The sequence below is a fragment of the Marinobacter algicola DG893 genome, from assembly GCF_000170835.1.
Taxonomy (GTDB): Bacteria; Pseudomonadota; Gammaproteobacteria; order Pseudomonadales; family Oleiphilaceae; genus Marinobacter; species Marinobacter algicola.
Genome location: NZ_ABCP01000008.1, coordinates 64,221 through 87,038, shown reverse-complemented (window position 1 = coordinate 87,038; position 22,818 = coordinate 64,221). Strand labels below are relative to the sequence as shown.

At 59.0% G+C, this 22,818-nt stretch carries 19 protein-coding genes and 1 pseudogene; 11 read left to right on the top strand and 9 right to left on the bottom strand.

Annotated elements, in window-relative coordinates; translation table 11 throughout:
* Window positions 1–22: 22 nt before the first annotated feature.
* The 9 genes and pseudogenes from MDG893_RS08175 to MDG893_RS08140 all read left to right on the top strand — a co-directional run bounded on the left by MDG893_RS08175 (window position 23) and on the right by MDG893_RS08140 (window position 9,202).
* Window positions 23–943, top strand: coding sequence for a LysR family transcriptional regulator (locus MDG893_RS08175; RefSeq protein WP_007153281.1), 921 nt, complete (start codon window positions 23–25; stop codon window positions 941–943).
* A 152-nt stretch (window positions 944–1,095) separates the two neighbouring features.
* A complete protein-coding gene (locus MDG893_RS08170) occupies window positions 1,096–2,637 on the top strand; it encodes an ABC transporter substrate-binding protein (protein ID WP_007153280.1) in 1,542 nt (513 codons plus the stop codon).
* Between the two features lie 2 nt (window positions 2,638–2,639).
* Window positions 2,640–3,557: an ABC transporter permease gene (locus tag MDG893_RS08165; protein WP_007153279.1), complete on the top strand. Its 918-nt coding sequence runs from the start codon at window positions 2,640–2,642 to the stop codon at window positions 3,555–3,557.
* Entirely contained in the window at window positions 3,558–4,499 is a 942-nt protein-coding gene (locus tag MDG893_RS08160) for an ABC transporter permease (RefSeq protein WP_007153278.1), read from the top strand.
* A pseudogene (locus MDG893_RS21395) lies at window positions 4,459–5,475 on the top strand (ABC transporter ATP-binding protein); the annotation flags it as partial. The gene MDG893_RS08160 and the pseudogene MDG893_RS21395, both read left to right, overlap by 41 nt.
* A gap of 51 nt (window positions 5,476–5,526) precedes the next feature.
* Window positions 5,527–6,525 (top strand): oligopeptide/dipeptide ABC transporter ATP-binding protein, encoded by a 999-nt coding sequence (locus MDG893_RS21390; RefSeq protein WP_425268453.1) that lies wholly within the window; start codon window positions 5,527–5,529, stop codon window positions 6,523–6,525.
* A 25-nt stretch (window positions 6,526–6,550) separates the two neighbouring features.
* Window positions 6,551–7,627 carry an alpha/beta hydrolase family protein gene (locus tag MDG893_RS08150; protein WP_007153276.1) on the top strand — a complete coding sequence of 359 codons (1,077 nt, stop codon included), beginning with the start codon at window positions 6,551–6,553 and terminating at the stop codon, window positions 7,625–7,627.
* 36 nt (window positions 7,628–7,663) lie between these two features.
* A complete protein-coding gene (locus MDG893_RS08145; protein WP_007153275.1) occupies window positions 7,664–8,482 on the top strand; it encodes an alpha/beta fold hydrolase in 819 nt (272 codons plus the stop codon).
* A 117-nt stretch (window positions 8,483–8,599) separates the two neighbouring features.
* On the top strand, window positions 8,600–9,202 hold the full coding sequence (locus MDG893_RS08140) for a hypothetical protein (RefSeq protein ID WP_007153274.1): 603 nt from the start codon (window positions 8,600–8,602) through the stop codon (window positions 9,200–9,202).
* A gap of 41 nt (window positions 9,203–9,243) precedes the next feature.
* Here the strand turns inward: MDG893_RS08140 and MDG893_RS08135 are convergent, their stop codons facing one another.
* The 9 genes from MDG893_RS08135 to MDG893_RS08095 all read right to left on the bottom strand — a co-directional run bounded on the left by MDG893_RS08135 (window position 9,244) and on the right by MDG893_RS08095 (window position 20,352).
* On the bottom strand, window positions 9,244–10,056 hold the full coding sequence (locus MDG893_RS08135; protein WP_007153273.1) for a substrate-binding periplasmic protein: 813 nt from the start codon (window positions 10,054–10,056) through the stop codon (window positions 9,244–9,246).
* A gap of 60 nt (window positions 10,057–10,116) precedes the next feature.
* Window positions 10,117–12,039 (bottom strand): methyl-accepting chemotaxis protein, encoded by a 1,923-nt coding sequence (locus tag MDG893_RS08130; protein ID WP_040474425.1) that lies wholly within the window; start codon window positions 12,037–12,039, stop codon window positions 10,117–10,119.
* 48 nt (window positions 12,040–12,087) lie between these two features.
* Window positions 12,088–12,507, bottom strand: a complete 420-nt coding sequence (locus MDG893_RS08125; RefSeq protein WP_007153271.1) for a GlcG/HbpS family heme-binding protein — start codon at window positions 12,505–12,507, stop codon at window positions 12,088–12,090.
* A 61-nt stretch (window positions 12,508–12,568) separates the two neighbouring features.
* The gene (locus MDG893_RS08120; RefSeq protein ID WP_007153270.1) at window positions 12,569–13,975 is read right to left on the bottom strand and encodes a uracil-xanthine permease family protein; all 1,407 of its coding nucleotides are present in this window, start codon (window positions 13,973–13,975) and stop codon (window positions 12,569–12,571) included.
* Between the two features lie 70 nt (window positions 13,976–14,045).
* On the bottom strand, window positions 14,046–15,401 hold the full coding sequence (locus MDG893_RS08115) for an 8-oxoguanine deaminase (protein ID WP_040474424.1): 1,356 nt from the start codon (window positions 15,399–15,401) through the stop codon (window positions 14,046–14,048).
* 171 nt (window positions 15,402–15,572) lie between these two features.
* A complete protein-coding gene (gene xdhC / locus MDG893_RS08110) occupies window positions 15,573–16,451 on the bottom strand; it encodes a xanthine dehydrogenase accessory protein XdhC (RefSeq protein ID WP_007153268.1) in 879 nt (292 codons plus the stop codon).
* Window positions 16,436–18,802, bottom strand: coding sequence for a xanthine dehydrogenase molybdopterin binding subunit (xdhB, locus tag MDG893_RS08105; RefSeq protein ID WP_007153267.1), 2,367 nt, complete (start codon window positions 18,800–18,802; stop codon window positions 16,436–16,438). The genes xdhC and xdhB overlap by 16 nt, the downstream gene beginning before the upstream one ends.
* Window positions 18,795–19,814 (bottom strand): FAD binding domain-containing protein, encoded by a 1,020-nt coding sequence (locus MDG893_RS08100; RefSeq protein ID WP_083797678.1) that lies wholly within the window; start codon window positions 19,812–19,814, stop codon window positions 18,795–18,797. The genes xdhB and MDG893_RS08100 overlap by 8 nt, the downstream gene beginning before the upstream one ends.
* Entirely contained in the window at window positions 19,753–20,352 is a 600-nt protein-coding gene (locus MDG893_RS08095) for a 2Fe-2S iron-sulfur cluster-binding protein (RefSeq protein ID WP_007153265.1), read from the bottom strand. The genes MDG893_RS08100 and MDG893_RS08095 overlap by 62 nt, the downstream gene beginning before the upstream one ends.
* Window positions 20,353–20,631: 279 nt before the next feature.
* Between MDG893_RS08095 and MDG893_RS08090 the strand changes: the two genes are divergently transcribed.
* Both MDG893_RS08090 and guaD read left to right on the top strand, forming a co-directional pair.
* Window positions 20,632–21,318 (top strand): TetR/AcrR family transcriptional regulator, encoded by a 687-nt coding sequence (locus MDG893_RS08090; protein ID WP_007153264.1) that lies wholly within the window; start codon window positions 20,632–20,634, stop codon window positions 21,316–21,318.
* Window positions 21,319–21,507: 189 nt separating this feature from the next.
* Complete coding sequence (gene guaD / locus MDG893_RS08085; RefSeq protein ID WP_007153263.1) at window positions 21,508–22,809, top strand: guanine deaminase; 1,302 nt, start codon at window positions 21,508–21,510, stop codon at window positions 22,807–22,809.
* Window positions 22,810–22,818 lie beyond the last annotated feature (9 nt).

Below are 22,818 nucleotides of genomic sequence, written 5' to 3'. Positions count from 1 at the left end.
TGCATGTAAATGGGAGAAGTCATTGAATATCAAAAAGTTGAAATGCTTTCGCGCCGTGGTGATACACGGCTCCCTGGTAGCGGCCGCCGATGTGATGAACCTGAGCCAGCCGGCGACCAGCCGATTGATCTCCACTCTGGAAGACGAATTGAAGTTGAAACTGTTCAAGCGGGAGAAGCGTCGCCTGGTGCTGACGCCGGAGGGCAAGGAGTTCTATCGGGAAACCGAAAAGATCCTTTCGAACCTGGACGACCTGCCCCGTATCGTGCAGGAAATCAAGGCCGGCGGTACTCGCACCCTGCGTATCGTAGCACTGGCGAGACTTGCCAACAGTCTGGTATCGCCGGCACTGGCGCGATTCGTAAAGGAGCATCCCGATCAGCGTTTTAGCGTGGATGTGCGGGGGCATCGGGACATCGAGCAATGGGTGGCCGGCCGCCATTATGACATTGCCGTTGCGCTGACCAAGCCTTGCAATCACCCCTCCGTTATTCAACGTCCCTTTTTCGACACCGACGCGATGGTGATGATTCCACGCGGGCATCCCCTGGAAGCTCTGGAAACCGTTTCGCCGGCCCAGATGGCGGAGCATGACATCATTGCCCTGGCGCCCGGGTTACGCCCACGTTTCCAGATGGAGGAAATCTTTCATGCGGCCGGTGTTGCTCTCGACTGTAAGATCGAAACCACGTCCAGTGTGCTGGCATGCCAGATGGTGGTGGAAGGGTTGGGGGTCACGATCATTGATCGGCTGGCCGCCCTGGCAGTGGACCAGTCGCGGTTCTGTCTGCGCCCGTTGAGCCCGAACTACCGATTGCAGTTTGTGTTGCTGTTTCCGCCGGGATTCGAAGAAACGCCGGCCACCACCAGTCTGGTGCGGTGTCTTCAGGAAGAGGTGGCTTCTGCGTTGGGTGAGCACGCCACGATGACGGGCACAGCATAACTCGGGCGTTTATAGATGCATTAATTGCATAGAAATATGACTTATATTCAATTTTAAAATCAATTCGGCCTGCCTAGACTGATTTCCATTCCCTGATCTGGACGCGAACCAAACAACCATCAGGTGCTCCAATAATTACAACAGGAGGAGACATGAGGATCCGGCCCCCGGTGCCTATCGGTTACTGCCTTATTGGCTTGCTTGCCCTCTGCGCACTGCCTTTTCATGCCAGCGCTGGCGCGGAAGACGACACCATGGTGGTGGCGCTTTCCAAGCCGCTGACAACGGTCGACAGGCTGTATTCCATCCAGCGCGAAGGGTTGATCCTTTCCCGACTGACCGACGACGGCCTGTTTTTCGTGGACCCGGAAACCCTCGAGTTCGTCCCTCTCGCGGCGTCCTCTTATGAATGGGTGTCAGACACCGAACTGGACGTCACGATTCGCAACGACGTGATGTTTCACGATGGCAGCCCGTTGACGGTGGAAGATGTTGTCTACACCTTCGAATGGGTGATAAACGAAGAGTCGGACACCAGCCGCGGCCCGGTGATCCGCAGCTGGCTTGAAAGTGTCGAAAAGCTGGCCCCCGGGAAAGTCCGTTTTAATCTGAAACTGCCTTATCCCATGGCGTTGCGCGATATGGCCATCAGCATACCCTTGCGCAAGCAGGGTACCTACGATAAAGCCGGCAGCGAGACGGACGAGCAGCCGTTGAACGGGATTGGTCCATACAGGGTGACGGAATTCAGTGCTGGCCGCGAGATTGTCCTTGATCGTTTCGAGGGCTATTACCAGGCCAGTCCAAAGGCGAATCCGGCCATCGAGAACATGGTGTTTCGGGTCATCCCCGACCAGGGTACGCAACAGGCGGAACTGCTCAGTGGCGGCATCGATATCATGATGGACGTGCCGCCGGATGTGGCCGACAACGTGAGCCATCTGCCGGGGGTAAAACGCCTGGAAGGCAATGACATCCGCATTGGTTATATCACCCTGGATGCCGCTGGCTATGTCGACCCGGACTCACCGTTTACCAACCTCAAGGTGCGTCAGGCCATCAATCATGCCATCAACCGTGAGGAAATCACCAAATACCTGATGCGTGGCAGTGCCGAGGTGGTTCATTTCGCCTGCCACCCCCGCCAGTTCGGGTGCAATGCGGATGGTCCGCGTTATCCCTACAACCCTGAAAAGGCAAAGCAGCTGTTGACCGAAGCCGGCTACCCGGATGGGTTTTCCTTCAAGCTGTGGGCCTACCGGGAAAAGATCATTGCGGAGGCTGTGGTCAGCGACCTGAAGGCCATTGACCTGGATGTGGACCTGCGGTTCGTCAAGTTGAACGTGTTTTCCAAGGTTCGCAATAGCAAGGATATGCAGGCGTTCTTCGCCTCCTACGGCAGTGGCGGCACAGCAGATGCGTCCGCCTCCACCGGGGTTCATTTCGCGGCCAATTCCGCCCGCAATTACAGCGGTGACGACGCGCTTGCGGACACCGTGATCGCGGCAGAGCAAACCATTGATGCCGAGGAACGCAAGCGCCTGTATCGCCAGGCCCTGAACCGCATTGCGGAACAGGCCTACTGGGTGCCGATGTTTTCCTACAGCCAGAACTTCCTGTTAACACCCGAGCTGGAATTCTCCGTACCCAAAGACGGTGTTCCCCGGTTCTGGCAAGCCAGTTGGAGACAGTGATTATGTTGAACTACGTGCTGCGCAGAGGGTTCATGGCACTGCTGGTGGCCCTGACGGTGTCCTTTGGAACCTTTGCGTTGTTCCATTTCGCCACCGACCCGGCCCAGACCATCGCCGGCGAGGATGCGCCCCAGGAAATGGTGGATGAGATCCGCGAACAATATGGTTTCGACCGCCCGGTGCTGGTGCAATACGGCGACTGGCTTGGCGGCGTGCTGCAGGGGGATTTCGGCAAGAGCTATTTCTGGAAACAGCAGGTAGTTGAGCTGATCCAGGAACACGCCAAGGTCACCATCCTGCTGGCGCTGTCGGCCCTGATGGTGACGGTAGCGATTGCGCTGCCGCTGGGCATCAGTGCGGCCCTCAAGCCCAATAGCTGGGTAGACCGCCTGGCGTTGTCAACAGCGGTGTCGGCACAGGCTATACCCAACTTCTGGCTCGGGCTGATGTTCATCATCCTGTTTGCCGTCACCTTTCCGATCTTCCCGGTGTCCGGTGATGCCACCTGGAAACACTATGTGCTGCCGTCACTGGTACTGGGTGCCAGCTCGGTGCCCGCCGTGATGCGGCTGACGCGGACCGGCCTGTTGGATGTGCTGTCGTCGGATTACATCCGCACCGCTCGCGCCAAGGGCTTCATGGGCTATCGACTGATCCTTCAACAGGCCATGCGCAACGCCTTGCTGCCTATTGTCAGCGTGTTGGCGGTGCAGCTTGGCCACAAGTTAGGCGGTTCGGTGGTGACCGAATCGGTGTTCAGCATGAATGGCCTGGGCCGGCTGGCGGTGGAGTCCATCTTCAACTCGGATATCCCCACGGTGCAATCGCTGATCCTGATATTCGTGCTGACCTTTGTATTGCTCACGCTGGCGGCTGACCTGATCAACGCCTGGCTTGACCCTCGGATCCGGATGGGGTGAATGATGACCACAAGACAAGCACTCGGCGATGCCAGCATCGCCTCCGTTGACACACCGTCCGAGCTTGAGGAGGGCGGCCTGGGGCTGAGCCCCACCATGGCCGCCCTGAAGCGGGCCCGCAAACATCACGGCCTGAAGATCGGCTTTGGGATTTTGCTAGTGATGGCTGTGTTCGCACTGTTCGCGCCCTGGCTGGCACCGCACGATCCGTACCTGCAGAACCTGTCCCTGCGCATGTTGCCACCGGTATGGACCGAGGGTGGAAACTGGGAGTACCTGCTGGGTACCGATCACCTGGGGCGGGATTACCTGAGCCGACTGATCCATGGCGCCCGCATTTCCATGACCATTGGTCTGGGCGCTGCGTCCATCGGTGCGGTGATTGGCGTCACCCTGGGACTGATAGCCGGCTATTTCGGTGGCTGGATTGATCAGGCCGTCAACTTCCTGGTGACCTGCCAACTGGCAGTGCCCAGCTTGCTGCTGATCATGGCGCTGGTGTTCGTCATTGGCCAGTCCGTCACCGTGGTGATCTTTGTTATCGGGGCCACCCACTGGGTGTTCTACCTGGTGGTCACGCGCTCCGCCACGCTGCGGCTGCGGGAACTGGATTTCGTCGCCGCCGCCAACGCCATGGGCTGCAGCAAGTTCCAGATTGCGGTGCGTGAAGTGCTACCGAACCTGGTGAACCAGATCATGGTGATTTTCACCCTGGAAGTGGCTGTGGCCATCCTCAACGAGGCCACCCTGTCGTTCCTCGGGCTGGGTATTCCGTCGCCGCTTCCCTCCTGGGGTCTTATGATCGCCGAAGGTAAGACGGCTATGTTCTTCCAGCCCTGGCTGGTGATCCTGCCCGGTATTGCCCTGTTTATCCTCGTGATTGCCATCAACCTGCTGGGGGATGGGGTCCGCGATGTCACCGTTACTAACCGGAGGAACTGATATGACCACGGCTTCCATCCTGGATATCCAGGACCTGTCCGTCGAGATCCCCACGGACTCCGCCACCCTTAAAGCGGTGAGGGGCATCAGCCTGGACCTCAAGCGCGGAGAGACCCTGGGTATCGTTGGCGAATCCGGCTCCGGCAAGTCGATGACCGCACTGGCGATCATGAATTTGCTGCCGCCTTCCGCCAGGCGCGCCGCCGCCTGCATCAACTTTGATGGCAGTGACCTGACCCATTCCGGCGAACGGGAACTGGCCACCAAAGTACGCGGCCAGCGCATTGGCATGATCTTCCAGGAACCCATGACCAGCCTGAACCCGGTGTATTCCATCGGGCGTCAGTTGACCGAGACCATGACCCTGCACCGCAACGTGTCCGGGGCCGAGGCCGAGCAGCGGGCTATCCAGCTATTGGAGAAAGTGGGTCTGCCCGACCCGGCCAGTCGGTTGAAGCAGTACCCCCACGAACTCTCAGGTGGTCAGCGTCAGCGGGTGATGATCGCCATGGCGCTGATGAACGAGCCGGAACTGCTGATTGCCGATGAGCCCACCACGGCGCTGGATGTGACTATCCAGGCCCAGATTCTGTACCTGTTGCAGGATCTGCAGAAGGAACTGGGTATGTCGATGATCCTGATCACCCATGACCTGGGTGTGGTCTCCCGTTCAGCCGACAAGATCGCGGTGATGTACGCCGGTGACATTGTGGAAACTGGCACCGCTGAAGAAGTGCTCAGGAATCCGCAGCATCCTTACACCCAGGGCTTGCTGGAGTGTGTGCCGGGTTATCGCGGCAACGATGCGCATCGGTTGGGCTCGATTCCGGGCATTGTTCCCTCCATGACCGGCACCATTCGGGGCTGCGCTTTTGCCTCACGCTGCCCGAGAGCCGTGGACGCCTGCAAGACTGACCTGCCACCGAGAAAACAACTGGGGCCAGGGCGCACCTACGTCTGCCACGATCCGGATGCAACGCGAAACCAGGCCACGTTTGGGGCGGAAGAGGCCGCCAACGAAGTCGCGGTGGAGCTTCCGAAAACGCCGGGTGACACGGTGCTGACGGTCGACAGCGTGAGCTGCACCTTCTCGGTACGTCGCGGGCTGTTTGGCAAGCGCAAATCGCTAAAGGCACTCGACACCGTGAACCTGGATATCCGCAAGGGCGAGGTGCTGGCACTGGTAGGCGAGTCCGGGTGCGGCAAGACCACCTTGTCGCGGACCATCATGGGGCTGCAGCAACCGGATACCGGTTCCGTCAGCCTGGGCCAGCACGAGATCAGTACCCTGCCAGCCGGGCAGCGTGCCCGCATGATCCAGCCGATCTTTCAGGACCCGTACTCGTCACTGAACCCCCGCAAGACTATTGGCGACATTATCGGAAGGCCGCTGGTGGTAAATCGCATCGGCAGCAAATCCGAACAGCTCGCCAAGGTTCACAAAATGATGGAGCACGTGGGCCTGCCCCGGCGTGTGTTCAACAGCTACCCGGACCAGCTTTCCGGTGGGCAACGCCAGCGGGCAGCGATTGGCCGTGCCCTGATTATGGATCCGGAGATTGTCATCTGTGACGAGCCCACGTCCGCACTGGATGTATCGGTGCAGGCGCAGATCCTGAACCTGCTGCTCGATTTGCGGGATGAACTGGACCTGACGTACCTGTTCGTCACCCACGACCTGTCCGTTGTTCAGCACATGGCGGACCGGGTGGCGGTGATGTACCTCGGGGAAATCGTAGAGTGCGGGGATCGTAGCCAGGTGTTGTCCAACCCAAAGCATCCCTACACCAGCGCGTTGCTGGACTCTGCGCTCAGCATCTCACCGGACCTCAGCGTGCCGGCTCCCGGTTTGTCCGGCGAGTTTCCGAACCCGATGAACCGGCCATCCGGCTGCCCGTTCCATCCCCGCTGTCCTGTCGCGGAACAGCAGTGCCGGGAAGAGGTTCCCAAGCCGGAAATCATCGATACCACCTTTGTGAAATGCTGGAAGGCACGGACTTTCAGCCATCAGGCAAAGCATCAATAAACAACAATATGAAGGATTTTGCGCCATGAAGATGATCGCCATTTTTTTAGCCGCGCTTTTCTCGCTGCTGACGGGCTGTCAGACAGTCACAACGGAACCTGTTGCCTATTCGGAAGACAGCGAATCCGACATTTTTGACCCGGAAACCTTTGAGCGCTACAGCTCGATTGTGGTGGAGGCCGGCACCCCGGAAAAACCGGTGGACATGCGGCTGTGGTACACACGGCCGGACGAACTGACCGCCGACACGCCGGTGGTGATGGTTATGCACGGCGGGCGTCGTGATGCCGATGTATACCGGGATTTCTGGGGCGCCTACGCCAACGAATACGACGTGCTGATTGTGGCCCCCGAGATATCGCAAGAGGACTTCCCGACCGGCTGGGGCTATCAGACCGGCAATTGGGTAACGCCGGATTCGTCCTCGGTGGATGAAACCAAGGGGCAGAGGAACCCGCCGGAGCAGTCCTCCTTTGCCGCCCTGGAGCGAGCGTTCGACAAGTTGCGGGATGCATTCGCGCTGGAGGCCACCGAATACGATATCTGGGGCCACGGCAGCGGTGCCCAGTTTGTCACCCGCATGGTGATGCTCTACCCGCAGGCCCGGATTGGCACGGCCGTCGCGGCCAACTCCGGCACCTACACCTTCCCGGACTGGACCCTGCCATTGCGATACGGGCTGAAGAATACCGGCGTGGAGGCAGACGATCTCAGGCCTTCTTATGCGCACCACCTGGTCGTCATGTTGGGGACTGCCGACAACGACCCCTCCCACCGACTGCTCAGCAAGCTGGATATCGCCATTGCCCAAGGTGCCCACCGCCTGGAAAAGGGCAAGAACTTCTACGCCGCGAACAAGGCCAAGGCAGAAGAGTTGGGTACGGAATTCAACTGGGAGCTGGAAACCGTCTACGGCATCGGCCACAGCGGCCAGAAAATGTCGGTAGCCGGTGCCCGATACCTGCTGGCGGGTGAAAAGGAGCGGGCGCTGTTCCCGTTGGATGACGAATCCGACCGTGTAGAAAACGGTGAATCACGGGAAAAGAATGAGTTACTCCAGGGCTCCGGAGCGGAAGACGATCCATTTTCGGACATGGACTGATTGATCCAGGACACGCTAGACAGAGTGAGTTCCCACATGAACGATGCACGCAGTACACAAGGAGCGGCTCCGCGATTCGGGGTCAATCTGGACCACGGTTGGGTCAGTTTTCTGGAAAGCGGCGAGGGTGAACCGGTGCTCTTCCTGCATGGCCTGAACGGCAATGCGTCCAGTTGGCAGGATCAGCTCAGTGAGCTGGCACCCGACATGAAGATGGTCGCCTGGGATGCACCTGGCTATGGCAAGTCGGATGCAGCGGGCAATACCGTTGAAGCCCTCGCCCGGGTCGCGATTGCGTTTGCCAAACGGGTATGGCCAGGTCCCATCAACGTGGTTGGCCATTCCATGGGCGGGTTAGTGGCCATGAAGATGGCGGTACTCGAACCTCAACGGGTCAAGCGTCTGGTGCTGTCCTGCACCCACCCTGGCCATGGCCTAGGGCAGGGTGGTGGTGCCAACGAGCGCTATCGGCGCCGCCTGGAGGAACTTAGGGACCTTCCTCCGGAGGTATACGGTCAACGGCGGGCAAAAGGCATGCTCCCGGCGGGCACTGACGAGGCCATTTTCCGGAAAGTGGCGAAAGTCGCTGCGGAGTCACGCTCAGAAGGCGTTGCTAACGCCGCCTGGGCGATACAGACCGAAGACCTGCAACCCGAGTTGCCCAGAATCCAGGCGCCCACGCTGGTGATTACCTGTGACCAGGACAAGGTGGCGCCTCTGACCAAGGCTCAGCCCTTGCTGAATCGGATAGCGGATGTGCGGCATGTGGAATTGGCCGGCTTGGGGCACGCGCCCTATATGGAGGATGCTCGGTGGTATAACGCGGTGTTGAGGGAATTCCTGCTCGAGGGTTAATGCGCTCGCCCCCAGTTGTTGTTTCAGTAATGGCTAACCTATCGAGAGATCGGACTTGAAATTCCAATGTCTCGATAGAACATCCGGATGGATACACCGACTGAAGCAGGAGAGCGAATGGAATATATCAGCCCCATCAGCAGCGCGGTCATGGCGGTTATCTGGATCGTTTATTTTCAGTTGTTCCTGATCCAGTACCAGCGCAACAACCGTCCCTATATGGTCATTCACCATGCCCAGAATGAAAATCCAGATGCCCTGTGTCTGTTTGTGAATATGGGCAAGGAAACCATCCATGTTCAGTGTGTGCAGGTGGTACTGCAGACACGTAGCGGTGAAGAGAAAACCCTGACAGTCACCGAGTACCGTCGGGTTGGGGCAGACGACAGTAATGTACACCAGGTTCTGCGGCAGGGGCCGTTGCAGCCCGGTGGGTACCTGGTGCTGGGTTCGTTCCGCAACATCATCCTGGGCCGCCGAAGTGACGATAGCGACAGTGACAGCGACTACCTGTTCGAGGATGTTACTGCTGTTGAAATCCGGGCCGCAGTGGTTCACGGCCCCAGCCGCTATGCCGTGGGTGTGCGCCGGCGTTTCTGGCTGAGGCATGAAAACGCATCGGAAATCTTCCCCCGCGATATCCACAGTGAACAGCTCAACCGCAGGCGTCACCGGCATGAAGTACACCGCTGGCTGGAAACGGAACTGTGCCCTCGGTAGTCTTGATCATTTCGGGCAGGACAACGGCGGAAGGGCCAGTTTCACTGAGTGTTTTTCGCCTTTTGCCGTTTAAGGAAGTCCACTTTCCATTGCTCCATGCCAAAGTATTCGGTGCCTATGTTGGCCTCTACCCGGTGCTTGGCCTTGATCGCCGCGACCTGTTCGTGGCGTTCCTCAAGAAAGCTGTCGAAGCGCAGTAGCACATCCCCATGCCGGATCGTTGAAAGCCGGTAGGAGCTTCGGGTATGTGGGAGGTTGGGATCGAACACGAGAACGCCCGGCCTTACCCGAACATTATTGATGTGATGCAGGGCGACCACCACATTGTAGTAAGCGCCGTCGCTGTTTTTCAGCAACGCCTGGTGAATCATTTCGGGCAGGTTGTCGCTGGGTACCGGGAGTATCTGGGAGGCCTCGATTTTTTCCTCGTATCCCCGGGCCGTCCAGCCATCAACAAGGCCGATGCGTTTAAGGTGATCTCCATCCAGGCCGAGGCGCCGCGGAGATACCAGAACGCCGTCAACGTACTCCACAATGGGGCGGCTGTAGCTGATCCTGTCCCCGGTTTTTGCCGAACGGGCCCAGTCGGGGTGATCCGGGTATTTGAAGTCCACCTTACCTTCAACCAGGGCCGGCATAAGTTCATCGACCGGCAAGGGCTTATAGATGAAGGTAACGCCGGCATGTTCGGCGAAAAGGTCCAGTAGTTCACGGGCGAAACCACTGTATTGGCCTTGTTCGTCAACCCCGTAATGGGGCTGGAAGTTTCCCTGTTCCACTCCAACCACGTATGTCTGCGCAGTTGCCTGGGCGGTTAAGGCAAACAACAGGCAGGCGGCGAATATGTGCTTCATTGATGGCTCCTTATAGTTGTTGGATGAGCGGTACAGCGTCCGGATCTTTTCTTCATTAAGTCAGTCTTCACGGTCGAGCCGGAACGCCTTCATTTGGGTTTCGAGCTTTTCAGCCATCGCACGTAGCTCTTCAATCTCACGGCTGGCTGCCGTCATGTCCTCGCTCGAACGCGCGCTGAGATGAGAGATGTCCTGAACGTTGGAGCTGATCTCCTCGGTGACGGAACTTTGTTCTTCGGTTGCCGCCGCCACCTGGTGGCTCATCTCTACGATCCGGTCCACGTTCTCGCCGATTCCGTCCAGGGCTTTGCCCATGCTTGCGGAGGTGTTGACGGTTTCTTCGGTGGCTTCCTCGCTTGCGGCCATGGTCTTGACCGCACGCTCGGAGCCCTCCTGCAAGCGCTCGATAATGGTCCGGATTTGCTGGGTTGATGTTTGCGTCTTCTGTGCGAGGCTGCGAACTTCGTCAGCGACTACCGAGAACCCGCGGCCATGCTCGCCAGCCCGGGCCGCTTCGATGGCCGCGTTCAAAGCCAGTAGATTAGTCTGATCGGATATAGCATTGATCACTTCGATCACCTGGCCAATATCCCGCGCTTCGGTAGCCAACTGTTGGATCGCCGAGGCCGATTCACGGATATTCTCGGCCATGCCCTCAACCTGGGCGATGGAGCGCGACATGCCGTCACGGATGTCACTGGCGCTGTTGCCGACCTGCTCCAGCTGGTTTGCCGTTTCCGTGGCGCTTTTGGCAATTTCCTGAACCGTGGCTTCCATCTCGCATACCGCCGTGGCCACGGAGTCTGTCAGGCTGCTTTGCTCCTTGGCCCGGTCGGTGTTGGCCGTCATGACGGTGGAGGTTTGCTCGACAAAGCCCTTGAGCCGGATTGCCGTCTCCAGAAGCCCCCGAACCATCTCTCGCTGTGCCCCGACAAACTGGTTAAACCCGGTTGCTAATTGGCCCAGCTCGTCTTTGCGTTCAACGGTCAATTCCTGGGTGAGGTCTCCGCCTCCCTTGGCAATTTCGGTCAACGCCCGAGTGATTTTCGTCAGCGGTTTCGTCATGCGAGTGGCGACCAGGGCTATGATGCCCAGGAAAACAAGAGCTACGAGGACGCCGACGAGCAAAGAGGTCTGGTTGGCCCGGCTGGCTTCGCCGTAGATCTCGGCAGACGGAACCTCTACGACGACACGCCAGTCCGTGATCGACAGAGGCAGGCTGGCGGCGACGTAGCGACGGCCATCACGCTCAAACTCGGTCAGATGGTACGTTGAGTCCTGGAACAGTTCGGCGGCGGCCGTCGGAGAGATAACCTTCGATAGGGGCTGGTCTGTTTGCTGTAGGTCAGGATGAATGTTGACCTGACCGGTTTCAGACACCAGGTACACGATGCCGGTTTCACCAAAGCGGAACTCCCTGATTCGCTCAGCCATCTGATCAAGCCCGATTCCGACGCCGGTTACTGCGATCGCTTCGCCACGATCCTCCATGCGGGCATTGATGAAGAGGGTAGGTTTACCCGTCGCTTTGTCCACGTCCAGCGACAGCTCCATGGTCTCGCCGCTTTCCAGGAAATTATAGAACCAGCGGTCCGCCTGGGGAGTCACTACCCTGTCGATGCCCTGATGCGTGTAGTAGTTGCCCGTGCTCGCCGACACGAAGTGGGCGGAAGCGGCGTCCTGGCTGCGCCTGACTCCCTCCAGATATTGGGTGGCGGGGTCGAGCCCCTGCTGCGGCTCGTTGTCACGGATCCACTCTTTGAGGTAACTGTTCCCTGCGATCAGCCGCGACGCTGTAATAGGGGCCTGAAGATCACGCTCAACGGAGTTTGCTATGGCCTCCAGGCTGGATGGCAGGGCGGAGTTGAGCAGGTATCGATCAAGAAGCCCGCGCATCTGGAAGATATTGAGTGAAACCAGCAGCAACGTGCTGGCAAGCAGTGCTGCCCCCATTCCCAGGATTAGCTTTAGGCGAATACTCATGGATACTCCAGTGCGATGGCTTCAGTGGTCGACAGGGCGATCCATTTTTCAGAGGCGATTCACGGGTGAAGTGATCGCCTCAATGCCAGCCTTGGCTATCCGCACATCCTGTTCGGGTTTGACGCCGGAGACGCCTACGCTCCCGGCCACCTGATCGTCCAGGATCACCGGCACGCCGCCGGCCAGGAGCCCTTGGAGCGGTGCGGAAAGAAAAGCATTTCGCCCATTGTTGATCATGTCTTCGAAAATCTGTGTTTCTTTTCGGCCGATGGCGGCGCTACGGGCCTTTTCCATTGCAACATGAGCGGTGAATGGAGCCGTTGCGTCCAGCCGACGCAGCCCCAGAACATGCCCGCCATCGTCGGCCACCGCGATGGTCACCGGCCAGCCGTTGGCGTCGGCCTCTTTCTGAGCCGCGTCGAGAATCAGATTGACGTCTGTTAAGCCTAGCACTGGTTTTGTTTTCATCGAGTTTTCCTTGGGTTATCGCTGGGAAACAGGGCCGTTTGGCCGTCAATTACCCAGGTGTTCAAAGTGAGTCCGGTCTCAATGCTGTGCTCTTCGAGCTTTCAGAGCTTTCTGGGCATTCAGCGCGATCGGGCACCGGGTTTGGGATTTTGGGAAGAATAAGGTTCAACGCGATGGCGGTCAGGGCCCCGGGGATCAAGCCGGATTCGATCATCGCTTGCAGGTTTTCCGACAGATTGGCATAGAGCCCCTCTTGCGCCGGCAAACCCACGGCGATGGTCAGAGAGGTACCAATGATCAGCATGTTGCGCTTGTCGAACGGCACCTGGCTGAGCATCTTAATGCCGGCACTGGCGATCATACCGAACATCAGCAGTACCGCACCGCCGAGCACCGCGTTAGGAATACTGGAAACGAGACCGCCGAGCTTTGGCAACAGGCCGGCCAACACCAGGAATCCGCCGCCAATCGCCACCACATAGCGGCTAACGACGCCCGTCAATGCAACCATGCCTACGTTCTGGCTGAAACTGATCTGGGGGAACGCATTGAAAACAGCGGCAAACACGCTCGCGATGCCATCGGCCATGACGCCGCCGGAGAGTTCCTTCCTGGTGGGTTCACGGTTCAGCCCGCCTGCGGTGGTGCCCACTATATCGCCGATGGATTCGGCCACGGTGACCAGAGACAGCACTACCACGGGGATGATGGCGGCCATATGGAACTCGATACCAATGCCCAGCGGGGTGGGGAACGTCACCCAGTCGGCATCGCCCACCTTGGAGAAATCGACATAGCCAAAAGCCGCGGCAGCAACGAAGCCAACCAGCAAACCGGCCAGTGGGGCAACTTCACTCCAGATACCTCGGCCGAACTGGTGAAGCCCCACGGTGACGACGAGAACAAGCGAGGCCAGTCCGATGTGATGGGGGGCGCCGAAATCCGACACGCCGAAACCACCACCGGCGTAGGCAAGACCAACGGGCATCAACAGAATGCCCAGCATCACGACAAAGGTTCCAGTCACCACCGGCGGGAACAAAAACCGAAACCAGGGAAGAAACAACCCCATCAGCGCCATTGCGACGCCTCCACACAACGCCGCCCCAAGGGCAGCTGGCAACCCCATGCCGATGGCAATGGGAATCAGGACCGGTACGAACCCGAAGCTGGTACCCATGACAATAGGAAGGCGAGCGCCGATGGGTCCGAGGCCCAGGGATTGCAGGAGGGTGGCGATGCCAGCGACAAACATGGCTGCCTGAACCATAAAAGCGGTCTGGTCGGGAGGCAGGTCCGCCGCCCCTGCGATGATGATCGGCACGGTCACGTTGCTAACGAACATCGCCAGAACATGTTGAATACCCAGAGGTATCGCGCGGCTCAGGGGTGGCATGGCATTGACGTCGCGGGTGTTATAGCGGTCACCTGGACCGGTATCTGGCCGTTCGGATGTACTTGTTGTCATGAGTCTCTCCTAGTGGTTGTTTTTGTAGGAATGCCTGACTGTTGACTACTAATGATTCTACAAAGATCTTCTAAATGGCTCTCCTCAGTTGGCGGGCTGCCTCATCATGGCGTGCCATCAACGCGTCAAGATCGACGTCGCAGGGCTGACCGCCGGTCACTCTCCAGCGCCCGGCGACCATGACCCGGTCAGCGCGTTGTGCACCACACAGCAGCAACGCCGCCAGTGGATTTTCCGCGCCTGAGAAACGCGGTTCATCAAGTTTGAACAGCGCCAGGTCAGCCTGCTGGCCTGGCTCCAGTCCACCGATATCGGTTCGTCCCAGGCAACGGGCCGAGCCTTGCGTTGCCCAGCGGATGACGGCTTCGTGTGTGACCTGGCTCGGCGAGTAACGCAGGCGGCCCAGAAGCAGTGCCTGACGCATTTCTGAGGCAAGGTTCGAGTGGTCGCTCGATGCTGATCCATCGACCGCCAATCCGACCGGTGAGCCCGCCGCTTCGAGTTCCAGGGTCCGGCACAGCCCTGAGCCCAGAACCATGTTTGAAGAGGGACAGTGAGCGATGCCCGTGCCTGCACGGCCAAGGCGCTGAATCTCGTCGTCATTGAAATGAATGCCATGGGCCAGCCACGTGCGATCGGTGAGCCAGCCACTGTCCTCGAGATAATCCAGCGGGCGCATGCCAAACAGCTTCTGGCAGTAAGCGGTCTCATCTTCGGTTTCGGCAAGATGGGTGTGGAGGCGAACGTCATTCTTCTCTGCAAGCCGCGCGCTCTCGCGCATCAATTCCCGGCTGACTGAAAACGGTGAACAAGGCGCCAGGGCGATGGTGGTCATGGCCCCTTCCGCACGCTGGTGGTAACGGTCGATAAGACGCTGGCTGTCATCGACAATGGTTTGCTCGTCCTGCACCACGGTCTGTGGCGGCAGGCCGCCATCGTCGCGCCCGACGCTCATGGACCCGCGAGTCAGTGCCGCACGAACGCCGAGGCGCTGGGCGGTTTCGACCTGGCAGTCAATCGCGTTTACCAAGGCACCGGAAAAGACGTAATGATGGTCCGCTACGGTGGTGCATCCCGACATCAGCAACTCGACCATCGCCAACTCGCTGGCCAGGGCCATCTGGCTGTCGTTGAGATTGGCCCAGACATCGTAAAGCGTGGTCAGCCAGGGAAATAGCTCTTTATTGAGCGCTGGGGAATAGGCACGGGTCAGGGTTTGGTAGAAGTGGTGGTGGGTATTCACCAAGCCGGGTAACAGGACATGCTCTGAAGCATCAAAGGTCTCGTTGACGGGCTGGTGAGGTTGCTGCCCCCCGGCCACCTTTTCCACAACTCTTGTTCCTGCGACGACAATACCGCCGGCGGCGCTTGGGTCAGAGCAGGCAAGCGGATTGCGAATCCATAATCTGTGGTCTGTTTCGGTCATTTCTACAGCTCTTTGTTGTATACATCATGACCGATAACTTCGTACAATTATGTATTAGTTGTCAAGAAAAATTGTGAGCAAATTGAACTTTTGATGACAGGCTTTATACCAGGCCAGCGCTCAAGCGGGTGCTGGCCTGGGGTTGGCTACGATGTCAGGTTCCCTGCTGAGTCACGTTTTTTGGCCCGCGACTTCAACCTCTCCAGGTTTGACTTCCTTCGTCAGCGCTTTGAGTGCCCCCCAGGACAGCCCTCGCTTTGCGGGTTTGTCGGCCGTGTCGGAAGCGACCAGGTTAAGAAGCTCGGCAGAAATGGACACTGCGACTTCCATGGGCCGCTTGCCCGGAATGTCACTGCGTCCGACGGGGCACCGAATGCGGTCGATATCGGTTTCGGCATATCCGCGGTGACCAAGGCGTTGGCGAAAGCGTTCCGCTTTGGTCTGTGAACCGATCAGGCCGATAGAGCGCACATCGTCGCGTTTTAGCAGCGCCTGGCAAAGGTCATAATCCAGTGCGTGATTGTGGGTCAGAATTAGCACGTGGGCGTTGCTGCACAGTTCGGGAACGTCTCCAACCGGGTCGTCGGTGCAATGAACCGTGGTGTTGTCGGGCGTCCTGTCCGGAAAACATTCCTGCCGGGAGTCGACCCAGGTGATCTGCCAGGGCAAATCACTCACGATGCGCATCAGGGCGTGGCTGACGTGACCCGCACCAAAGACCACAAGGCGAGCATCGCCGCCAGGCTGGGCTTCCAGCAGGACCGCCACGCTACCACCACAGCATTGTCCAAGGCTGGCACCCAGGGGGAAATGCGCCAGCTCGTAGCTGTATTCGTGGTTTGCCAGGCGCTCGCGGGCGCGGGCGATCACCCGGTATTCCAGGTGGCCGCCGCCGATGGTGTCGTAGCTGTGCTCCCGGGTGACGACCATCTTACTGGCCGGCTCCCGTGGTACCGAGCCTGTTACGCCCAGTACCGTGACCAACACATAGGGCTGACCGCGACGTTCGCAGTCAGCAACGGCTTGGATCCAGGTCAGGCGTTCTTGCATGACGGTTCCCCCTGCGCTGCTACCCAGCGCTCGGTTGCTGTGACAGCCTGGAGCACCCGCTCTGGTGTCGCAGGCGTATCCAGGGGCGGGCTGTAGCGATAGTCCGCCACGCTCGAAACGGCGTCACGCAGGGCAGACCATACGGCCATGCCCAGCATGAGGGGCGGCTCGCCCACGGCCTTTGAACGGAATACGGTGGCTTCCCGGTTGGGGCTATGAGGCAACAGGGCCACCCGGAAATCCGGTGGCGCGTCGGAGACCGCCGGGATTTTGTAGGTCGCCGGGCCGTTGGACAACAGCCGGCCTTCGTCGCTGTATACCAACTCTTCGGTGGTGAGCCAGCCCATGCCCTGAACAAAGCCGCCTTCAATCTGGCCAATGTCCACGGCCGGATTCAGCGACTGTCCCACGTCGTGGAGGATGTCCACCCGCATGGTCTTGTACTCTCCGGTGAGGGTATCAACCACCACCTCTGCGCAGGCAGCCCCGTTGGCGTAATACAGGAAGGGCCGGCCCTGGCCGGTTCCACGGTCATAGTGAATCTTGGGAGTGCTGTAGAACCCGTTGGAAGACAACGAAACCCGCGCCATGTAGGCCTGTTGCACGAACTCCGCCCAGCCGAACTGCTGCTCGCCGACAAGGACCTGATTGTTTTCGAACCGGACCGAGTCCGCGCTCACGCCATAGGTTTCGGCAGCAAACTCAACCAGACGCTGTTTGATTTTTTCGCAGGCATCCAGGGCAGCCATGCCATTCAGGTCGGTACCCGAGGAGGCGGCGGTTGGTGAGGTGTTGGGTACCTTGTCGGTCCGGGTCGCGGAGACTTTTACCCGGTCCAGGTCGACCTGGAAGGCCGCGGCCACGACCTGGGCTACCTTGATGTAAAGCCCCTGGCCCATTTCGGTGCCGCCGTGATTAAGATGAATGCTGCCGTCGGTGTAAACGTGCACCAGTGCGCCAGCCTGATTGAGGTGCTTCGCCGTGAACGAAATGCCGAACTTCACCGGCGTCAGGGCCAAGCCCCGTTTCAGTACCGAGTTCTCTTTGTTGAACCTGGAAATCTCGGTACGACGCTGACGGTAGTCTGAGCTGGCCTCGAGCGTGTCGATCAGGTCTGGCAATACGTGTTGCTCGATGGTTTGACCATAGTGGGTCACATCACGGCCAGGCCCGTACAGGTTGCGCTTGCGGACATCCAGCGGATCCATGCCGAGATGGCGGGCGATATCGTCCATCGCCCGCTCAATGATCATCATGCCCTGGGGGCCACCGAAGCCGCGGAAGGCGGTATTGGAAACCGTATGGGTTTTGCAGCGGTGGCCAACGACCCGTGCCTGCCCCAGGCTATAGGCATTGTCGGAATGAAACATCGCGCGGTCGACGATGGCATCGGAAAGGTCCGGCGAAAAGCCACAGCGGCCAGCCACCATGATGTCGGCACCCCGCAGAACACCCTCGTTATCGAAGCCAATGTCGTAGGTGTTGAAAAAATCGTGTCGCTTGCCCGTTTGTACCATGTCATCGTAGCGCGCCATCCGGTATTTAACGGGCCGCCCGGTGCGTCGGGCAAGCAGGGCCGAGATACAGGCTAGCGGTGCGGCCTGGGTTTCCTTGCCGCCGAACCCGCCACCCATGCGCCGTACTTCCACCTGGACTTCATGAATGGGGAGGTCAAGAACTTCGGCCACCAGCTTTTGCACCTCGGACGGATGCTGGCTGGAGGTATGAACAAACACGCCTGCGTCTTCGGTAGGCTCTACCAGGCACGCTTGTCCCTCCAGGTAGAAATGCTCCTGTCCGCCAACGTGCATCTGGGCCTGCAGGCGATTTGGCGCTTCGGCCAGTGCTTTATCCGGGTCGCCCCTCAGCTGGGTATGGCTGGGACGCACGAACAACTGCTGATCAAGCGCGGCCTCCGCGGTCAACGCCGTAGGAAGGGGCTCATAGCTGACCTTCGCAAGTCGGGCCGCCTGGCGGGCCGCGCGATGACTCGTTGCCGCAACGGCAAACAACGGTTGGCCCACATGTTCGACCACATCCCCGGCCAGAACCGGATCGCCAGGAAAGACCGGCCCGATATCGGTATGGCCGGGCACGTCCTCGACGGTCATGACCGAGACAACGCCGGGATAGGCCCAGACCTCGCTGAGATCCATGGCGGTGATGCGAGCGTGGGCGTGCTCGCTCTGGCCAACGGCCGCGTGCAGGAGTTCTGCGGGCTCGGGGAGGTCATCTATATAGCGTGCCTGTCCACGAACGTGCTTCCAGGCGCTGTCGTGAAACGCCTGGGTGCCTGTCAGCCCTTTCGCCGTTGTGGTGGGCCGCGGAATATTGGGAGGTAGTTTACGCATAGTCAGTCACCATGAGGGGCTGGTTTGTTGTTGTGGTGTCTTGAGTGCTCTCCAAAAACGCGCGGCGCAGCAGGTTGCCGGCTACCTGCAGGCGATAGGCTGCGGACCCCCGCACGTCTGTCATGGGTTCAAATTCGAGTTCCAGTGCGGCAATAGCGGCTGCAACCGTGTCTGCATTCCAGGGCTGTCCTCGAAGTGCCGCTTCGGCACCACTGGCCCGCTTTGGCGTGGCTGCCATCCCGCCAAAGGCCAGGCGGCAGTCCTTAATGGTTTCGCCGTCGCGCTTGAACCAAAAGGCACCCAGCACCGCGGAAATGTCGTCATCAATTCGCTTGGAGACTTTGTAGATGAACAGGTTTTCGTCAGGTGCCGGGTTGGGGATCCAGGTGCCCCGAATGAACTCGTGAGGCTGAAGGTCGGTCTGCTTATAGCCGTGGAAGAAATCCTCCAGGGGCAGGCGCCGGGTACCATCAACGCTGTCCAGATCGAGCTCTGCCCCCAGTGCGATCAGTGCCGGAGGCATGTCTCCGATGGGTGACGCGTTCCCGATATTGCCCCCGACCGTCCCGCGGTTGCGGATCTGGCGTGAACCCAGGCGCTCCAGCATCGGCCCGAAGTGCGGCCAACGCTCCTCGAGCTTATGGAACATGGCACGGTAGGTGACGCCGGCTCCGATATAGATCCCGTCTTCATCCTCGTTGATCACCTGCAACTCCTCGACGCCACCCAGACCAATCAGGTGATCAAGGTCTTTGAGCTGTTGGGTGATTTCAAGAGCCAGGTCGGTGCCGCCGGCAATCAACCTTGCCTTGGGAAACTGATGGCACAGCCCACGCAGCGCCTCAAGAGAGACTGGTGCGTCGTATCGGTAGCCGTGATCGTCGGTGAGTTCGCCAGCCGTATTCTGCGCGCTTAACAGTCGGCGATCATTTCGGGGTCCTGCAGCCAGGCTATGCCGCCAGGCCCGGTGCGGGGTTGTTCGGGGTCGCGCCGTTCGGGCCGCTGAGCGCACTGCTTCGGCTCAGAACGGCGTTACCGGTGCCGGGCTCCCAGGTTTGCACACACGCCCGACGCCCGGCTTCGATGATTGGGCGGTAGCCCGTGCAGCGGCAAAGGTTGCCCGACAGCGCCTCCAATAAGGCCTCGTCGTCGGGTATGGAACCATTCGCCGCGCTTTCTGTATGTAGGGCAAACAGTGACATGATGATGCCCGGCGTGCAGAAGCCGCACTGGGCTCCGTGACACTCCACCATCTCTTTCTGTACCGGGTGAGCTGGCTCCTGGGTCAGCGCGTCGACGGTCACCAGGTGTTTGCCATGCAGGCTTCCGACGAGCGCGATGCAGCTGTTCACGCTGTCGTAGCGGAGCTGTCCGGATTGCTCAGGGTCGGGCGAGCCGATCACCACGGTGCAAGCCCCGCAGTCGCCCGATGCGCAGCCTTCCTTGGTGCCCGTCAGTCGCTTCCTGGTGCGCAGCCAGTCGAGGATGCTTAGATTCGGGTCGACTTGGTTGAGTTTTTGTAGTTGGCCGTTCAAGTAGAATCTGATCACAAATTTTCCCGCTCTTCTGCACTTGCGCCGGGCTCTTTCTGCTTTTCTCTTTGTTAAGACTGAGCATCAGAGTCATTGGCGTAAGCCCTTGATTGATTTCAGTAGTTGCACAGGCGATGCCGCATCACGGATGCCAAAAGTCACATGGGCCCGTTATTCTTTTTACAATTTCCTGACCAAATAGTCCAGTTTTTTATGTGGAGACTATTCCTTTGATTGCCGCACAGAGATCGGCTATCGTCGGAGCCTCGACGTTCCAACCTGAAGCTATCCGACACCATGACCCGTCAAATCGAACCAGACTCCCCCGAAACGAAGCGAACAACGTCATCAGGCGACAAGCGCAAGAAAGTGCGCCCGGGCCGAATCCGTGAGCGCAATCGTGAGCGTATTCTGATGGCCGCGGAAAAGGAGTTTTCCCAGAACGGCTTCGGAGCAACCACCGTTCAGAAAATTGCGGATAGGGCGGGCCTGCCGAAATCCAACGTGCTTTACTATTTCAGCAATAAAAAGCGCATCTACTACGCGTTGATGGATGACATCATGGGGCGGTGGAACGAGATGTTCTCGAAGATACAGCCAGAAGACGACCCCGCCACGACCCTGGCCAGTTTTATTCACGCCAAGGTAGAGCTGTCCAGGACTCACCCCCTGGCATCGCGCCTGTTCGCATTGGAGATCATTCAGGGCGCGCCGGTCCTCAAGGATCATCTGTCCACGACCATGCGGGAGTGGGTGCAGGCGCGAGCGGGTGTGATTCAGCAGTGGATAGACGCGGGGCGAATGGCGCCCGTCGATCCGGTGCAACTCATCCTCCTGATTTGGTCATCCACGCAACACTACGCTGACTTCCAGGTGCAGATTCTCGCGATTGAGGACAAGAGCGAATACACCGAAAGTGACTTTCAGCACGCCGCGGATTTCCTGACGTCTGTCATTCTGCGCGGTTGCGGCCTCGCGCCCTAGCTCCTGACTCCAAAGTGCCTGGCATACCGCCGTCGTATGCCATCGACGGCTCTCGGCCATGAAAATTTCCTGACTTATTGGTCAGTTTTTTATTGACCGAGCTACCAATCCTGTTTAAATTTCTCTGAGACACGCAATCCAATCGTCGCGAACAAAACCAATGCGACAACAAAACTGACGAGAGTGACCATGTCCCAGTGCAAAGCCTACCGTGCCTCTGTTTTCCACTGCATCGCCGACCCGGGCGTGGTGGGTGCGGAACGTTCCTATGAGTATTTTGAAGACGGCCTGTTGGTGGTCGAGGACGGCATGGTCGTCGAGGTGGGCAGGGCGGAAAGCGTGTTACCATCGCTGTCTCCTGAGGTTGAGGTCGTTCACTACGAGAATGCCCTGATAACACCGGGCTTCGTCGATACCCATATCCATTACCCGCAGGTAGGAATCATCGGCTCCTATGGCGCTCAGTTGCTGGACTGGCTGGAAACCTACACCTTTCCCTGTGAGGGGCAGTTTGATGATTCCCGGCACGCTCACGCCCAGGCCGACATCTTTCTCCGCGAACTGCTGAGAAACGGAACGACGACGGCTCTGGTTTTCGGAACCGTCCATAAGCAGTCAGTGGATGCCTTTTTCGAGCGCGCGTCCAAACTCAACCTGCGGATGATTGCGGGCAAGGTGCTGATGGACCGTTGTGCTCCGGACTACCTGGTGGATACAGCGGAATCCGGCTACGCGGACAGCAAGGAGCTTATTGAGCGTTGGCATGGAAAGGGCCGTTTGTCCTATGCGGTGACGCCCCGATTTGCACCGACGAGTTCCAACGAGCAGCTCGAGCTCGCAGGCAAGCTCTTCAAGGAATTCCAGGGCTTGTACATGCACACCCACATTTCCGAGAACCGACAGGAGATTGAGTGGGTCAAAGAGCTGTTTCCGGAACGGGATGGTTACCTCGATGTATACGACCACCATGGCCTGATTGGCGAACGGTCAGTGTTTGCGCACGGTGTTCACTTGCATGACGACGAATGCAGGCGTTTGGGTGACACTGGCTCGGCGGTTGCCTTTTGCCCGACGTCGAACCTTTTCCTTGGCAGTGGGTTGCTCGACCTGGCGCACCTGGAGTCGCATGGGGTGCGCGTTGGCCTGGGTACGGATGTAGGGGCGGGTACCAGTTTTTCACAGCTTCAAAGCCTTAATGAGGCGTATAAGGTGCTGCAACTGCAGGGGCAGAAGCTGGATCCTTTCAAAGCCTTTTACCTGGCGACACTGGGCGGAGCCCGGTCTCTCTACCTTGATGACAGGATTGGCAGCCTGCAGGCCGGGAAAGAGGCGGACTTTGTGGTGCTGGATTATGAGGCCACGCCTCTGGTCAGCTACCGCCTGAAGCATTCCAAGAGTCTGGAGGAAACACTGTTTGCCCTCATGATTCTTGGGGATGACCGCGTGGTGAAGGAAACCTTCAGCGCGGGCGCGTCCGTTCACCGTCGATAGCATGCCACT

Excerpts from the sequence above, each read along its gene's own strand:
- MDG893_RS08170 (WP_007153280.1), top strand. The coding sequence starts at position 1,096 with ATGAGGATCCGGCCCCCGGTGCCTATCGGTTACTGCCTTATTGGCTTG.
- MDG893_RS08165 (WP_007153279.1), top strand. The coding sequence starts at position 2,640 with ATGTTGAACTACGTGCTGCGCAGAGGGTTCATGGCACTGCTGGTGGCC.
- MDG893_RS08160 (WP_007153278.1), top strand. The coding sequence starts at position 3,558 with ATGATGACCACAAGACAAGCACTCGGCGATGCCAGCATCGCCTCCGTT.
- MDG893_RS08150 (WP_007153276.1), top strand. The coding sequence starts at position 6,551 with ATGAAGATGATCGCCATTTTTTTAGCCGCGCTTTTCTCGCTGCTGACG.
- MDG893_RS08145 (WP_007153275.1), top strand. The coding sequence starts at position 7,664 with ATGAACGATGCACGCAGTACACAAGGAGCGGCTCCGCGATTCGGGGTC.
- MDG893_RS08140 (WP_007153274.1), top strand. The coding sequence starts at position 8,600 with ATGGAATATATCAGCCCCATCAGCAGCGCGGTCATGGCGGTTATCTGG.
- MDG893_RS08135 (WP_007153273.1), bottom strand. The coding sequence starts at position 10,056 with ATGAAGCACATATTCGCCGCCTGCCTGTTGTTTGCCTTAACCGCCCAG.
- MDG893_RS08130 (WP_040474425.1), bottom strand. The coding sequence starts at position 12,039 with ATGAGTATTCGCCTAAAGCTAATCCTGGGAATGGGGGCAGCACTGCTT.
- MDG893_RS08125 (WP_007153271.1), bottom strand. The coding sequence starts at position 12,507 with ATGAAAACAAAACCAGTGCTAGGCTTAACAGACGTCAATCTGATTCTC.
- MDG893_RS08120 (WP_007153270.1), bottom strand. The coding sequence starts at position 13,975 with ATGACAACAAGTACATCCGAACGGCCAGATACCGGTCCAGGTGACCGC.
- MDG893_RS08115 (WP_040474424.1), bottom strand. The coding sequence starts at position 15,401 with ATGACCGAAACAGACCACAGATTATGGATTCGCAATCCGCTTGCCTGC.
- xdhC (WP_007153268.1), bottom strand. The coding sequence starts at position 16,451 with ATGCAAGAACGCCTGACCTGGATCCAAGCCGTTGCTGACTGCGAACGT.
- xdhB (WP_007153267.1), bottom strand. The coding sequence starts at position 18,802 with ATGCGTAAACTACCTCCCAATATTCCGCGGCCCACCACAACGGCGAAA.
- MDG893_RS08090 (WP_007153264.1), top strand. The coding sequence starts at position 20,632 with ATGACCCGTCAAATCGAACCAGACTCCCCCGAAACGAAGCGAACAACG.
- guaD (WP_007153263.1), top strand. The coding sequence starts at position 21,508 with ATGTCCCAGTGCAAAGCCTACCGTGCCTCTGTTTTCCACTGCATCGCC.